Source organism: Streptomyces sp. R28 (assembly GCF_041052385.1).
Lineage (GTDB): Bacteria > Actinomycetota > Actinomycetes > Streptomycetales > Streptomycetaceae > Streptomyces.
Window position 1 is genome coordinate 6,227,820 of the sequence record NZ_CP163439.1, and the last position, 14,286, is coordinate 6,242,105.

Sequence of the window (14,286 nt, forward strand, 5' to 3'; positions counted from 1 at the left end):
ATGTGGGATGACTGGAACCACATCGGCGTGACCGGTGTACCACCAGTAGGACCCGCATCCAACGGGCAAGGGAACACAAGGGGGAACCGTGGCACGAGCGCGCGCCAAGCAGGGCGCACGACGCGTGGCCGAGGCCGTCGCATCCGGCACCGATCCGCGGACGGCCGCGCAGGAGGAACTGCAGCGGCAGATCGGCGGACGCGGGACACGGGCGGACGGTGGCGAGGGGTACGACGCGCAGGGCCAGGGCATCGACCCGGCCGACTTCCCGGCCGCCCGGGAACAGGGCGGCTCCACGGCCACCGTCATGCGGCAGAAGACTGTGCCGCTGGACGAGGCCGGCGAGGCGCTCGGCCGTAGCGAGCAGGTGCGCGAGGGCACCGAGACGGTGCACGCCATCTGCCCGATGGTGATCCCCAAGGGCCGCTCGATCTTCTCCATGCTGCCGGTGCTGACCCTGCTCGTGCTGGGCGCGGTGGGCGTGGGAATCGTGGGGGCGGCCGGTGCCGACGTCCTGACCAACCCGCTGTTCGGCGTCCACTACTGGGTCATCTCGCTGGGCGCCGTCGCCTTCGTGTGGTGGCGCCAGGGCATGGTCATGGTGCCGGACGGCTGCCAGGCGATGATCACCCGGTTCGGCAAGCTGGAGAAGGTCGTCGGACCGGGCCGGGTCGTGCTGCTGAGCCCGTGGAAGCGGGTGTCGTACATCGTCAACACCACGATCGAGTACCCGTTCAACGCGCCGGTGCGCGAGGCGCCGACCAAGGGTGGTGTGAAGGCGTCGATCGACCTGTTCATCCAGTTCCGGATCAGCGACCCCACCGAGTTCGTCTACACGCTGGGCGCGGTGCGCGGCTTCGAGGAGAAGCTGAGCAACGCGGTGAGCGAGACGATCCGCAGCCTCATCTACGAGCAGGAGGCCGCCGGTATCTACGACATGGTCGGTGAGGACACCGGCCGCCTGCTGGAGCAGCTCAACCAGCAGTTCCGCCCGGCGGTCGAGCTGACCAACGCCAACATCACCCACGCCGAGCCGTCCGACCAGCGCTACCGCATGGACCTGGCGGCGCCCGAGATGGTGCGGGTGGCCAAGGAGGCGTACACGCACGAGTACGCGCTCCAGCTCCGCAAGGAGCAGGACGAGGGCGACCTCACCCGGGAACTCGCCTCCAGCCTGGAGACGCTCTCCGCGATCCAGGCAGACATCGCCCAGTACCAGGCGCAGATGGACACCGCCGTGGAGCGCGAGACCAACCGCGCCCAGGCGCTCGCCCGGCAGCGTTACGTCCAGGCCGAGTCGGAGGCGAAGGCGAACGCGGCCCTCCTGGAGGCGCAGGCCCTGGACATCCGCGCGGTGACCGCGGCGGAGGCGCCGGAGATCCTGGAGTACCGCTACCAGCAGCAGGTGCTGGACACGCTGGAGCAGGTCGCCGACCATCTGCCGCGGCTGGTGCGCATCGGCGGCACGGCGGACGCGGGGATCGACTTCCTGGAGCTGGCCCGCGAGTTGGTCGGCGAGCGGGGCACGGAGCTGTTCACCGAGGAGGACACGGCCGCCGTGCGGGCGCGCCTCGGCGAGGTGTCCGAGCGGATCGCCGCGCGCGAGGCGGAGATCGGTGAGCTGCTGGCCGCCGACCGTCCGACGGTGCCGCAGGTACCCGCCCAGTCCGAATCGCCCGACAGCTCCGACAGCTCCGGCAGCGTCGGCAGCTCCGACGTCTCCGAGGAGGCCGCCCAGTGAGCACCGCCCGTTCCTCCCACCGCCGGTCGGTCATCTCCGAGAAGGTCGCCCCCTGGAGCGACATCGCGCGACTGCTGCGCGGCGGCGAGGCCGACACCCTGATCCCGGTCATCATCCCCCGCCACCGGCGCCGCCTGTGGTGGATGCTGCCGCTGTGGCTCGGTGTCTACGCCCTGTTCATGGGCGTGACACTGACGCTGGGCGCGGCCGACTCCGAGTCGACCGCCGGGGACCTCGCCTACGGCACCCTCGCCACCCTCTCCTACGTCGGCGGCTGCGTACTGCTGCTGATCGGCGCGCTGTGGTGGTGGCGCTCCTCGATCGTCGAGATCGAGCAGGGCACCAACGGCGTGCTGACCCGCTACGGCGCCGTCGTCCGCACCCTGGACGCCGGCCGCCACTACCTGTGGCACCCGTGGTCCCGCGTCGACTTCGTCGTCGACACCGCCACCGAGATCCCGTACTCGGCACCGGTGATGGCCTGTCCCACGCAGGAGAACGTCCCCCTGCGCTCCATCGAGTTCTTCCTGAAGTTCCGTATCACCGACGCCGTGCTGTTCGTCCGCACCATCGGCGCGGGCAACTTCGACCTGGTGCTCTCCAGTGCCGTGCAGGACGCGATCCGGCAGCGGGCGCGGAAGATGCGCACCGAGCGGGCGTACGACCTGCGCGGCTCGGACGTGGCCGACATGCAGGAGCTGCTCAACCGCCAGCTGTCCGGCTACGGCGTGCGCATCACCGGCTCCAACATCCCCGACGTGCAGCTGCCGACGCAGTACCAGCAGCACCTGGCCACCCGGGAGCGGGTCGCCAAGGAGCGCACGGCGTACGAGCAGGAGTGGGGGCTGATCCGTAAGCGCCGCATCGACCAGCTGGGCATGGACATCGAGCGCGCCAAGAAGGTGCGGGACGCCCGGATCGTCGAGGTCAGGGCCGCGCTGAACCGGGCCCGCGAGGAGGTCGCGCAGCTGCTGGAGGAGCAGGAGACCAACGCCCAGCGCGTGCGGTTCGAGATCGAGACGCGGGGCCGCAGCGGTCTGATCGCCGCCGAGAACGAGGCCCGCGCCCAGCGCGCCCTCGCCACGGCCTACCGTGACAACCGCGCCGTCCTGCAGTACGAACTCGCCTGCCGCCGCCTGGAGGTGGGCGCGAAACTCGCCGGCAAGGCCCCGCAGCCGGTGGTCGTACGGACCGACGGCACGAGCGCCGACACCTCGGCCCTGTCCACCCTCCTCACCGCGCAGCTGCTGCCCCGGCTGACGGCCCTGCCGTCGGTCGACGGACGGCAGTGGGCCCAGCAGCTGGCGCGGTTCGAGGACGCCGGCAGTGGCGAGGAGTAGGAGAGCACGGTTGCGGGCCGGGTGGGATCTCCCTCCCGGCCCGTAGGCTGATGGGCATGGGTGCCGTGAAGACCAAGCGGATGCCGCGGGCCGTCCGTGAGCAGCAGATGCTGGACGCCGCTGTGCGGACCTTCGGCCAGCGGGGGTACATGGCCGCGTCGATGGATGAGATCGCCGAACTCGCGGGCGTCTCCAAGCCGTTGGTGTACCTGTACCTCAACTCGAAGGAAGACCTGTTCACGGCCTGCATCCGGCGCGAGGCGGCCGCGCTCACCGAGGCCGTGCGCGCGGGCGTCCGGCGTGACGCGCCCGCCGACCGCCAACTCTGGGAAGGTCTGGGCGCGTTCTTCACGCACACCGCGCAGAACCCGGACGGCTGGTCCGTCCTGCACCTCCAGGCCCGCACCCATGGCGAGCCGTTCGCCGCCGAGGTCGCCGCGATGCGCGCGGAGATCGTCGCGTTCGTGACGCAGCTGATCCTCGCGGCGGCCCGGGAGGCACACCGCGACCCCGACCTCCCCGAGAGCGAGGTCGCCGGCCTCGCCGAGGCGCTGGTCGGCGCCGCCGAGTCGCTCGCCGCCTGGGCCAACGCCACGCCGGGTGTGACGGCGAGACAGGCGGCGGCCACCTTGATGAACTTCGCGTGGGCGGGCCTCGGCAACCTCATGGACGGCCGGCCCTGGTCACCGCCGGACGCCCCTCACGAGGCGAGCGGATAGACCTCCCCGGCCAGGTGGACGCGATCCCCGCCGCCCCGCAGCTCGAACCGCCCGCCCTCCGCGGCGTACGTCACCGTCCCCGGCAGCAGCACCGGCGCCTTGAACTCCGCCCGTAGCAGCACCGCCTGAGGTGTGCCGTGCGCGGCGAGGCAGCGGGCCACCGTCCACATGCCGTGCGCGATGGCCCGGGGGAAGCCGAACAGGCGGGCCGTGAGCGGGTGGAGGTGGATGGGGTTCCGGTCACCGGAAGCGGCACCGTAGCGCCGCCCGATGTCGTCGGCGAGCCGCCATTCGTCGAGGGCGGGCAGGGGCTTGCGCTCCTCCTGCGCGTCCTTCTGTACGTGCTTCTGTATGTCCTTCACCGGCGGGGCCGCCTGGCGGCCGTCAGTGCGGTGCCGGGCCAGGTACGTGCTCCTGGACTCCCACACGACCTGCCCGCCCGACCGCACCGAGGTGACCACGCCGGCCTCCGTGCCCCGCCGATGAGGCGCCAGCTCGTCCACGTACACGGCGAGTTCGTACTCCCCGGTGGCCGTCAGCGCCGTGTGCCGGGTGATCTCGATCGACGTATGGACGAGTCCGAGCAGCGGCAGCGGAAAGTCCCGGCCGCTCATCAGCCGCATGGCGAGCGGGAAGCCCAGCACATGCGGATACGTCACCGGCAGCGAGTCGTCGCCGGTCGGGAAGCCGCACACCCGCTCGTATGCGGCGAGCCGGGTCAGGTCGATGCGTACACCGGGCAGTTCGAGCCGGGTGCGCGGGTAGTCGGCGTCCGGGCGGGGCCGCTTGAAGGGGGACAGGAGCGCGCCCCGTGCGAGGAGGGGGCCCAGCGCCGGGGAACGGGTCAGCGTGGTCTGCATCAGGCCCCCAGCAGGCTCTGCCCGCACACCCGGACGACCTGCCCGTTGACCGCGCCCGACCCCGGATGCGCCAGCCACGCCGTCGTCTCGGCGACATCGATCGGCAGCCCTCCTTGCGCGAGGGAGTTCATACGGCGGCCGGCCTCACGGATGAACAGCGGCACCGCGGCGGTCATCTTCGTCTCGATGAAGCCGGGCGCGACCGCGTTGACCGTCACCCCGTGCTCGGCGAGCGCACGCGGCGCGAGGGAGCGGACCAGGCCCGCGATGCCCGCCTTGCTCGCCCCGTAGTTGGTCTGCCCGGCGTTCCCGGCCAGCCCCGCGATCGACGCCGTCGCCACGATTCGGCCGCCCCGCCGGAGCGTCCCGCTCGCCAGCAGCGCGTCCGTCGTGCGCAGCACGCTCGCCAGATTGACGTCGAGCACCGAACTCCAGCGCTCGGCGGGCATGTTGACCAGCCGCCGGTCGCGGGTGATGCCGGCGTTGTGGATGAGGACGTCCAGTCCGTCGGGCAGCGCCGCCGCGATGCGCTCGCCCGCGTCGGGCGCGGTGATGTCGAGCGCGAGGGCGGTGCCGCCGAGCCGGTCGGCCACGCGCCGCGCGTCCTGTTCGGCCTGCGGTACGTCGAGTACGACGACCCGGGCGCCGTCCCGGGCCAGCGTCTCGGCGACCGCCTCACCGATGCCGCGCGCGCCGCCGGTGACGAGGGCGGTGCGGCCGCTGAGGGGGCGGTCGGGGGCGGCGGGCGCCCCGCTCTCGTCGTAGGCACCGACCTCGATCACCTGGCCGCCGACGTACGCCGACTTGGGGGAGAGGAGGAAACGCAGGGTCGACTCGGCGGCGCGGGCGTCCGTCAGCCGTACGAGATTCACGGTGCGGCCTCGCCCGATCTCCTTGCCGAGCGAGCGGGTGAAGCCCTCCAGGGCCTGCTGGGCGGCAGCCTGGTGGTGATCGGCGGCGTCGAGGGGCGCACCGAGGACGACGATCCGGCCGCTCGCGGCAACCGACCGTACGACGGGGTGGAGGGCCGCGTGCACCTCGGCGAGCGTCTCGACGTCCAGGACTCCAGTGGCGTCCAGGAGCACGGCGGCGGGCTTCTCGGAGGAGGCCGTCAGGCCGAGGCCCACGTCCGTCAGCTCCAGGTCCGACTTGCCGGCCGTGAGGAGCAGCCGGTCACCCTCCAGGGCGGGCCGCTCGGGTGACCAGCGTTTCAGCGCGGCGGGCTGTGGCAACCCGAGGCGGCGGGTGAGGAAGCGGCCGGGCGCGGTGCCGGTGAAGGTCAGATAGCGGTCGGCCATGTAAGTCCCACTCCCCGTACGCTCCGTACTGACTCCGGAGTAAGGTTACCCGAGGTAAGCCATGGTGGACGTGAGGAGTGGGTGGAGATGAGTCCCGTGAGACCACCGGTGGCCCGGCGCGTGGCGATCATCGGCGGCACGCGCATCCCGTTCGCCCGCTCCGACGGCCCGTACGCCACCGCCTCCAACCAGGACATGCTCACGGCCGTGATCGACGGCCTGGCCGAGCGGTACGGGCTCGGCGATGCGGGCGCGGTCGGTGAGGTGGTCGCCGGGGCCGTGCTCAAGCACAGCCGGGACTTCAATCTCGCCCGCGAGACCGTCCTCGGCTCGAAGCTGGACTCGCGCACGCCCGCGTACGACATCCAGCAGGCCTGCGGCACCGGCCTCCAGGCCGTCATCGCCGCCGCCAACAAGATCGCGCTCGGCCAGACCGAGTCGGCGATCGCGGGCGGTGCCGACACGACGAGCGACGCGCCCCTCGGCGTCAACGACGAGCTGCGCCGCATCCTGCTTCAGGCCCGGCGGGCCAAGTCCCTCGGCGGGCGGCTCAAGGCGCTGACCCGGGTACGTCCCGCCCACCTCGTCCCCGACATCCCCCGCAACGCCGAGCCCCGCACGAAGCTGTCCATGGGCGAGCACGCCGCCGTCACCGCCCGGGCCTGGGGCATCTCCCGCGAGGCCCAGGACGAGCTGGCGGCGACGAGTCACCAGCGGCTGGCGGCGGCGTACGACCGCGGCTTCTTCGAGGACCTGGTCGTGCCCTTCCGGGGGGTGGAGCGTGACCAGAATCTGCGGCCCGGTTCGACGCCGGAGAAACTCGCCGCGCTGAAGCCGGTGTTCGGCCTCGACCAGCCCGACCCGACCATGACGGCGGGCAATTCGACGCCGCTCACGGACGGCGCGGCGGTGGTGCTGCTGGCGAGCGAGGAGTGGGCGCGACGGAGAGGTCTCGAACCACTGGCGTACCTCAGCGCGTGCGAGACGGCGGCTGTGGACTTCGTGCGGGGCGATGTGGCGGGCGGCGAGGACGGTCTGCTGATGGCACCGGCGTACGCGGTCCCGCGCATGCTGGAGCGGGCCGAACTCACCCTCCCCGACTTCGACTTCGTCGAGGTCCACGAGGCCTTCGCGTCCCAGGTGCTGGCCACGCTGGCGGCGTGGGAGAAGCGGGGGCTCGGCCCCGTGGACCGCGTCCGGCTGAACGTGGTGGGCTCGTCCCTGGCCACCGGTCACCCCTTCGCGGCGACCGGCGCCCGGATCGTGGCGACGCTGGCCAAGTCGCTGTCCGAGCAGGGTGGTTCGGGGCGCGGGCTGGTCTCCGTCTGTGCGGCCGGCGGGCAGGGCGTGACAGTGATCCTCGATCGAAACTGAATGCCCCTCACATAACCCCCGACGTTGCACATACCCGGCCCCGGACCACCCCCGAACCCGCACAACCCCCACACGCGGGCGCCGTACGATCGCCTGCCTAACCAGCGGTAACCCTTTCCGCAGGCCTCGGCAGGTGAACGCCACGGTGCGCGAGGCACGTACTCATGCAGCAAGCAGTTTCTTCGCTGCACGCCCGCCGCAGGAGCCGCCCGTGTCCACCCCGCTTCCCTCCTTCGCCCCGTCGGCCGCCTTCGACGACGCTCCCGGACCGATCCTGGTGCAGCCCGAGACGCGGCGGCTGGACGGCGTGGTACGGGAGGCGTACGTAAGGCCGTTCGCGCCGGAGGTGACCCACGGGTCGCTCGCGGACCTGCCCTTCGACAACGCGGGCGCGGCCCCGGACGCGGTGGTCCTCAGCCGTAAGGGCGGGGACGGGCAGTGGTCCGACGTGACGGCGGCCGAGTTCGCCGAGCAGGTGCAGGCGGTGGCCAAGGGGCTCGTCGCCGAGGGGCTGATGCCCGGGGACCGGATCGCCGTCATGGCGCGTACGCGCTACGAGTGGACGCTCCTCGACTTCGGCGCCTGGGCGGCCGGTCTCGTCACGGTCCCCGTCTACCCCACGTCCTCCCTCTTCCAGACCCGCTGGATCCTCCAGGACTCGGGGGCGGTGGCCCTGGTCACCGAGACCGCCGCCCAGGCGGCCGCCCTCGGCCCCGAACTGGACCGCGTGCCCGACCTGCGCCACATGTGGGTGATGGAGAAGGGACACGTGGAGCGGCTGGCGGAGCTGGGCGCGCAGCAGCCGGACGGCGAAGTGGGCGTACGGCGCGGCATGCTGGTGCCGGACACGCTGGCGACGCTCGTCTACACCTCGGGCACGACGGGCCGCCCCAAGGGCTGCGCCCTGACGCACGGCAACTTCTTCGCCGAGGTGGACAACGCGGTCGAGCTCCTCTACCCGATCTTCAAGACGAGGACGAGCGAGGAGGCGTCGGTGCTGCTCTTCCTCCCCATGTCGCACGTCTTCGGCCGCATGGTGGCGGTGGCCTGCATCCGGGCCAGGGTCCGCCTCGGCCACGCCCCGAGCCTCAAGGCGGAGGACCTGCTGCCGGACCTGGCGGCCTTCCGCCCGACCTGTCTGCTGACCATCCCCTACATGCTGGAGAAGGTCTTCAACAGCGCCCGCGCCAAGGCCGAGGCGGGCGGCCGCGTGTCCTCCTTCGACCGCGCGGCATCGGTCGCCGAGCGCTACGGCGAGGCGATGGAGGCCCGGCAGGCGGGGACGGGCGGTGGCCCGAACGCGGCGCTCAGGACGAGCCGCGCCTTCTACGACCCCCTGGTCTACCGCCGTATCCGCAACGCCATGGGCGGCCGCGTGAAGTACGCGATCTGCGGCGGCTCACCGCTCGGCCGCCGGCTGGCCGCCTTCTACGCGGGCGCGGGCATCGAGATCTACGAGGGCTACGGCCTGACGGAGACGACGGGCGCGTCCACGGTCACTCCGCCCCTGAAGCCCCGCCTGGGTACGGTGGGCTGGCCCCTGCCCGGCACCCGGATCCGTATCGCCGCGGACGGCGAGATCCTCATCGCCGGCGACCAGGTGCTGCGCGGCTACTGGGACCCGGCGGCGGGCGGCGTGGTCCCGGCCTCGGCGGACGGCTGGCTGGCCACCGGAGACATCGGCGCCCTGGACGACGAGGGCTACCTCACGATCACCGGCCGCAAGAAGGAACTGCTGATCACGGCGGGTGGCAAGAGCGTGGCCCCGGCGCCCCTGGAGAACTGGCTGCGCTCGCACCCCCTGATCTCGCAGTGCATCGTCCTGGGCGACCGCCGCCCTTACGTCTCCGCGCTGATCACCCTGGACATGCACGGCATCACCCACTGGCGCCGGATGAACGGCAAGCATCCAGTCCCCGCGGAACTCCTCGTGAACGACGACGAGTTGAGGGCGATCCTGCAACGCGCCGTGGACGAGGCCAACAAACTGGTCTCCCGCCCGGAGTCCATCCGCCGCTTCGCGATCCTGCCGACCGACTTCACGGAGATGGACGGCCATCTGACGCCGTCGATGAAGCTGCGGCGGGAGGCGGTCATGCGGGACTTCGCGGCCGAAGTGGAGGGCTTGTACGCCCAGTAGCGGCGGTGCGCGGGAGACGCCCTCCCTCACCTCCATGCGGCATGTGAGGCAGCTCACTTGGCTGAGGAAGTTGCGGGCCGCGAGGAAACTGGACCGGTCGCGGGCGGTGATCGACTCTTCGCACGTGCGAGCTGCTCGGCGGGGCCCAAAAGCGGTCCCAGCCCGGTCGACCGCGCACGCCCGGGCAGCAGACACCACCTCATCGTCGACGCCCAGGGCATCCCGCTCGCGGTGTCGCTGACCGGCGGCAACCGCAACGACGTCACCCAACTGCTGCCCCTGCTGGACAAGGACGACATCGACGAGGTCTTCCTCGGGCTCGCCACCTGCCTGATCACTTACCGGCATGTGCAGCGCCCTTCTCAGCGCCTCTTAGAGTTCGTCCGCAAGGCGGCGGCTCCCCCCCACCACCGCTTCGGTTGCGGCGGGGACGGTTCTGTAACAGCCGTACGTCATTTCGGGCGGCGGCACCTGTGATGTGGTCGCCGAACCGTTGCCGGACCACCGAGACATACGGCCGGTCTCCTTGGGTCTGGCCGGGGCACACCCGCCCCGGCCGGAACCCGACACCATCCCAAGGAGCCACCATGTCCTCGACCGAGGCATTGGAGACCCCGCGCGAAAAGCGCTCCCTGTCGTCCCGACTGCGCGCTCACGCCCACAAGGCCGTGATCCCGGCCATGCTGCTCAGCGTCACCGTCGGCGGACTCGTCCTGACCACCACCGCGAACGCCGCCGATTCCCCCCAGTGCCCCCCTAACAACGGGGCGTCCTCCTGCGGGGCGCCCGACAAGGGCAAGGCGCCGGTCACGGGTGACGAACAGCACCCCGGAACGCTGACGCAGGGAAAGATGCAGGCCGTCACCCTGGACTACTGGCGGCGCTTCGGCTGGCCGAACTGGCGCGGCATCGGCGACCGTGACGCCTCCTGGTCGGTCGAGAATTGGGTCGACCAGCGCGGTGACCGGCACCAAAGGTGGATCGAGACGGGCGGCCGGTACTACGACAACGGCGACTCTCTCCGGGACTTCATGAACAGGGGCGATGCGGGCTCGTCGTCGCGGAACTACCAGGGAACGTTCCAGGAGTACATCGCGCACTACTTCGACCACGACCCCAGCGGGGAGGGCGAGAGGACGGGCCAGGACCGGTTCGTGCGTGCGATCAACACCGGTGACGTGTGGTTCACGCGGGACCACTACAAGAGCTTCACCTACCTCGGTAAGTTCTAGTAAGTCACAGGGTCGGCACCTCCCGGGGCCAGGAACGCATCGTTCCACTACCTCGGCCGCTGGTAGCCGACGGGCGCCCGCCGGGCAGACCCCCGGCGGGCGCGCCTGCGCTCCCACCCCCCAGCCCGGAAGAACGACATGAACACCACCGCGCCCTGACTCGCCGCCCATGGCGTGCCGCCCCGAGATACGTGACACGGACCCCGTCCCGCACGGCCTTCGCCACCGCTGCCGGCAGATCCGGCGGGTTGACCCGTGCCGGGGACTTGCGGGCCGCCGCGCAGTCGTACGCGGCACCGACCAGTCCAGCTGCCGGTCGAACTCGGCGCGGGCGGTGGAGAGTTGGCCGGCGGCGGTGGGCCAGGACCCGACCGTCGCCGCCACCGTGACGGCCGCCGCGGTCACGGCGAGGGCAGACCTTCGCGCCGATGTTCGTGGACCGGTGCCGCCTCATGGGCGCAGCTTGTACCCGAAGCCCCGGACCGTCTCGATCCGGTCCCGGCCGATCTTGGCGCGCAGCCGCTGCACATGGACGTCCACCACCCGGTTGTCACCGGACCAGGCGTAGTCCCACACCCGCTCCAGGAGCAGGTCCCGGGTGAGGACGGTGCCGGCCGCCGCGGCGAACTCCCGCAGCAGTTTCAGCTCGGTCGTGGTCAGGTGGACGGGTTCCCCGCCCCTGCGCACCTCAAGTGACACGGGGCAGTACACCAGGTCCCCGAACCGGACCGCGCGGGTGTCGGGCCGCTGGTCCGCGGGGACGGTTCGCCGCAGCAGGGCACGGACGCGGGCGACCAGGACCGATCCGTCGACCGGCCTGGCCAGACAGTCGTCGGCTCCCGCCTCCAGGCACGACACCACGTGCGCCGGGTGGTCGTGGTCCGAGATCAGCACAATGGGCACCTCGGACTCCTCGCGGATCCGCCCGGCCAGGCTCACCCCGTCCAGGCCGGGCAGCCGGCCCGCGAGCACGGCCACGTCCGGTGTCTGCTGACGGAACAGGGTGAGCCCCATCACGCCGTCGGCGGCGGTACGCACCCGGTAGCCGCGCTCCTCAAGGACGAGCCGGGTGCTCTCCCTGGCCGTCGGGTCGTCGTCGACCAGCAGCACGTCGTATGCGCGGCGGTCTTCGTCGGACGGCCCCGGCTCGGGGGATGCCGTGGCAGGCGCGGGCCGCTGCCACATCGCGTCCGATGCGGGCTCCCTGACATCGATATCACCGCCGGCATCGATGCCACCGTCGCATTCGGTGGCACCGTCGAGTGGGGTGTCGGCGTCGGAATCGGCGGCCAGGGCGAAGTCGACGGCCCGTGCCGGCGTGTGGTGCTTGCCGCCTTCGGTGAACGCCTTCCTGTACGACGCCTCCCCCAGCGCACCGATCGCGGCTTGCTCGCAGCGCGCGTGCCGCTCGGCCATCTGCGGTCCGAACGCATAGATCGAGCTGCCCGCGTCGTGCCACAGGGCGTCCGCCACGCCGAGCAGCCGGGCGGCCCGCGCGTGAGCGCCGCCGGCGGCGGTGGCCCAGGCGAGCAGTTCCACCATCCTCGCGACCATCGAATGGTCGTTGAAGCCACGCATGCTTTCCAGCGCGGATCGGGCCAGGGTCCCGGTCGCGTCCCGGTCACCGCGGGCCCAGGCGTCGTGGCCCAGTGCCATCAGGACCTGAGCGCGACCCCATCGGTCCCCGCTCGCCTCGGCGACGGCGGCGTACCGGCTGCCGGTCTGTGCCGCCCGGGGGTCCCCGGCGCACGCCTGGCCGCCGGCCAGCGCGAGCAGCCAGCAGGCCGCCTTGCGCTCGTCGCCCAGCGCGGTCATGGCGGCCCGGGCCTTCTCGTACCGGCGAATGGCCTCCCCCGGCTGCCCCCGGTAGTGCGCGGACACCCCGCGCAGGCCCTCCACCTGGCTGCGCACCCACGCATCACCCAGCCCCTCGCCCAGCGCGTCGGCCTCGTCCAGCCAGCGGTCGGCCGTCGCCAGGTCCCCCTGCGTCTGCGCCACCCAGGTGGCGGCGAGGAGCGCACAGGCCCGCTCCGGGCTGGGCTCGGGCGCGGCGGCGAGCGCTCGCTCGAACTGGCGGCGCCCCTCACTGAGGAAGCCGCCGACGCACCAGTGCCAGCACAGGGCCGCGACCAGCGCCAGCCGGGGCCGGGGCTCACCGTCGTAGTCCAGGGCGGCCAGCAGGTTGGTGTGCTCCGCGCGCAGCCCGGCCAGGTACTCCACCTGATCGGGGCCGTACCAGTTCCGGTCGATGCGGCGGGCGAGCGCGAGGTAGAAGTCGCGGTGCCGTCGGCGCAGCTCGTCCTCCTCGCCGGAGGCCGCGAGCCGCTCCCGGCCGTAGTCCCGGATGCTCGCCAGCAGCCGGTAACGCCGCTGACCACCCGCCTCGCAGGTCAGGACGACGGACTGGGCGACCAGCCGGTCGAGGATGTCCAGTAATCCGGTCTCGGTGATTCCGTCCCCGGAGCAGACGCCCTCGGCGGCCTCCAGGCTGAACCCGCCGGCGAAGACGGTCAGGCGGTTCCACAGCAGTCGCTCGGCCGGGGCGCACAGCTCGTAGCTCCAGTCGATCATCCCGCGCAGGGTGCGCTGATGAGCCGGTGCGGTCCGACTGCCACCGGTGAGCAGCGCGAAGCGGTCCTCCAGCCGGTCGGTCATCTGCCCGACGCTCAGCGTGCGCAGTCGGGACGCGGCCAGCTCTATCGCCAGCGGCAGACAGTCCAGACCGGCGCACAGGCGCGCGATCTCGTCGTGGCCGGTCTCGTCGTGGTCCGTCTCGTCGTGGCCGGTCTCGTCGCCGTGGAACGGCGGCCGGAGGGCAGGGGCCCGGTCCCGCAGCAGTTTTACCGCCTCGTCCGGCGGTAGCGGCGGGAGTGCGAGCAGGTGCTCGCCCGTGACCCCCATGGTGTGGCGGCTCGTGGCGAGTATGCGCAGCTCGGGAGCGGCTGACAGGAGGGTCCTCGCCAGCTCGGCGCACGCGTCGATCAGGTGCTCGCAGTTGTCCAGCACAAGCAGCGCGCGCCGCCCGGCCAGATAGCCCGTGAGCCGGTCCGTGACGGACAGGGCCCCGAGGTCGGGCACCCGCAGCGCAGCCGCCGCCGCGGCCGCCACCGCCGACGGGTCCGACACCGGGGCGAGGTCCACCAGCCACACCCCGTCCGCGAACGCCTCCCGGGACGCCGCGGCCACCTCCAGCGCCAGCCGGGTCTTGCCCACCCCGCCCATGCCGATGATCGTCACCAACCGCCGTATGCACAGAAGGCGGCGGATCTCAGCGGTCTCCTGCCGCCTGCCCACAAAACTCGTGAAGGGGGCGGGCAGATTTCCGCACTCTGCGATCACCATGGTCATGTATCCCCCGTCTCCCGCACCAGGCACGGCGCTGAAGTTCTCACCATTTGCGTTATGACTTTCTGTGGTCGGCCGAATTCGCGGACCTGCACGGCTCGGGGATTCACGGGGGACTTTCCGCTGTCTGAGCAGGTGCGGTCCACCGACGGCCAGATCTGGAGCGCATGCCCACTCTGGCCGCGCACCGACGAAGACGACCGCTACGCCGTTTCCGTTGTCCAGCGGTCCCGGGCT

Annotated in this window: 9 protein-coding genes and 1 pseudogene; 7 read left to right on the top strand and 3 right to left on the bottom strand. The window is 71.9% G+C overall.

Annotation, left to right across the window (positions count from 1 at the left end; translation table 11 throughout):
- Positions 1-88 precede the first annotated feature (88 nt).
- The 3 genes from AB5J49_RS27940 to AB5J49_RS27950 are packed head-to-tail and all read left to right on the top strand — an operon-like array spanning position 89 to position 3,800.
- Positions 89-1,741 carry an SPFH domain-containing protein gene (locus AB5J49_RS27940; RefSeq protein WP_369171531.1) on the top strand — a complete coding sequence of 551 codons (1,653 nt, stop codon included), beginning with the start codon at positions 89-91 and terminating at the stop codon, positions 1,739-1,741.
- Positions 1,738-3,081, top strand: a complete 1,344-nt coding sequence (locus AB5J49_RS27945) for an SPFH domain-containing protein (RefSeq protein ID WP_369171533.1) — start codon at positions 1,738-1,740, stop codon at positions 3,079-3,081. The genes AB5J49_RS27940 and AB5J49_RS27945 overlap by 4 nt, the downstream gene beginning before the upstream one ends.
- 56 nt (positions 3,082-3,137) lie before the next feature.
- Positions 3,138-3,800, top strand: coding sequence for a TetR/AcrR family transcriptional regulator (locus AB5J49_RS27950; RefSeq protein ID WP_369171534.1), 663 nt, complete (start codon positions 3,138-3,140; stop codon positions 3,798-3,800).
- Here the strand turns inward: AB5J49_RS27950 and AB5J49_RS27955 are convergent.
- Positions 3,782-4,660 carry a MaoC family dehydratase gene (locus AB5J49_RS27955; protein WP_369171536.1) on the bottom strand — a complete coding sequence of 293 codons (879 nt, stop codon included), beginning with the start codon at positions 4,658-4,660 and terminating at the stop codon, positions 3,782-3,784. The two genes, AB5J49_RS27950 and AB5J49_RS27955, sit on opposite strands and share 19 nt — an antisense overlap.
- A complete protein-coding gene (locus AB5J49_RS27960) occupies positions 4,660-5,958 on the bottom strand; it encodes a 3-oxoacyl-ACP reductase (RefSeq protein ID WP_369171538.1) in 1,299 nt (432 codons plus the stop codon). The genes AB5J49_RS27955 and AB5J49_RS27960 overlap by 1 nt, the downstream gene beginning before the upstream one ends.
- Positions 5,959-6,045: 87 nt before the next feature.
- On the opposite strand from AB5J49_RS27960, the gene AB5J49_RS27965 reads away from it, so the two are divergent.
- The 4 genes and pseudogenes from AB5J49_RS27965 (at position 6,046) to AB5J49_RS27980 (ending at position 10,704) form a co-directional block, all read left to right on the top strand.
- Positions 6,046-7,332, top strand: coding sequence for an acetyl-CoA C-acetyltransferase (locus tag AB5J49_RS27965; protein WP_369171539.1), 1,287 nt, complete (start codon positions 6,046-6,048; stop codon positions 7,330-7,332).
- Positions 7,333-7,543: 211 nt separating this feature from the next.
- Positions 7,544-9,472, top strand: coding sequence for a long-chain fatty acid--CoA ligase (locus tag AB5J49_RS27970; protein WP_369171540.1), 1,929 nt, complete (start codon positions 7,544-7,546; stop codon positions 9,470-9,472).
- Positions 9,473-9,515: 43 nt separating this feature from the next.
- Positions 9,516-9,760 (top strand): annotated as a pseudogene (locus AB5J49_RS27975) (transposase); the annotation flags it as partial.
- Positions 9,761-10,059: 299 nt separating this feature from the next.
- Positions 10,060-10,704, top strand: a complete 645-nt coding sequence (locus AB5J49_RS27980) for a hypothetical protein (protein ID WP_369171541.1) — start codon at positions 10,060-10,062, stop codon at positions 10,702-10,704.
- A 450-nt stretch (positions 10,705-11,154) separates the two neighbouring features.
- Here AB5J49_RS27980 and AB5J49_RS27985 read toward each other — a convergent pair whose 3' ends face one another.
- On the bottom strand, positions 11,155-14,052 hold the full coding sequence (locus AB5J49_RS27985) for a response regulator (RefSeq protein WP_369171543.1): 2,898 nt from the start codon (positions 14,050-14,052) through the stop codon (positions 11,155-11,157).
- Positions 14,053-14,286: the final 234 nt, after the last annotated feature.

Bases quoted from the DNA above. Each gene is read 5' to 3' on its own strand.
- AB5J49_RS27955 (WP_369171536.1), bottom strand. From the start codon at position 4,660: ATGCAGACCACGCTGACCCGTTCCCCGGCGCTGGGCCCCCTCCTCGCA.
- AB5J49_RS27950 (WP_369171534.1), top strand. From the start codon at position 3,138: ATGGGTGCCGTGAAGACCAAGCGGATGCCGCGGGCCGTCCGTGAGCAG.
- AB5J49_RS27985 (WP_369171543.1), bottom strand. From the start codon at position 14,052: ATGACCATGGTGATCGCAGAGTGCGGAAATCTGCCCGCCCCCTTCACG.
- AB5J49_RS27965 (WP_369171539.1), top strand. From the start codon at position 6,046: ATGAGTCCCGTGAGACCACCGGTGGCCCGGCGCGTGGCGATCATCGGC.
- AB5J49_RS27960 (WP_369171538.1), bottom strand. From the start codon at position 5,958: ATGGCCGACCGCTATCTGACCTTCACCGGCACCGCGCCCGGCCGCTTC.
- AB5J49_RS27980 (WP_369171541.1), top strand. From the start codon at position 10,060: ATGTCCTCGACCGAGGCATTGGAGACCCCGCGCGAAAAGCGCTCCCTG.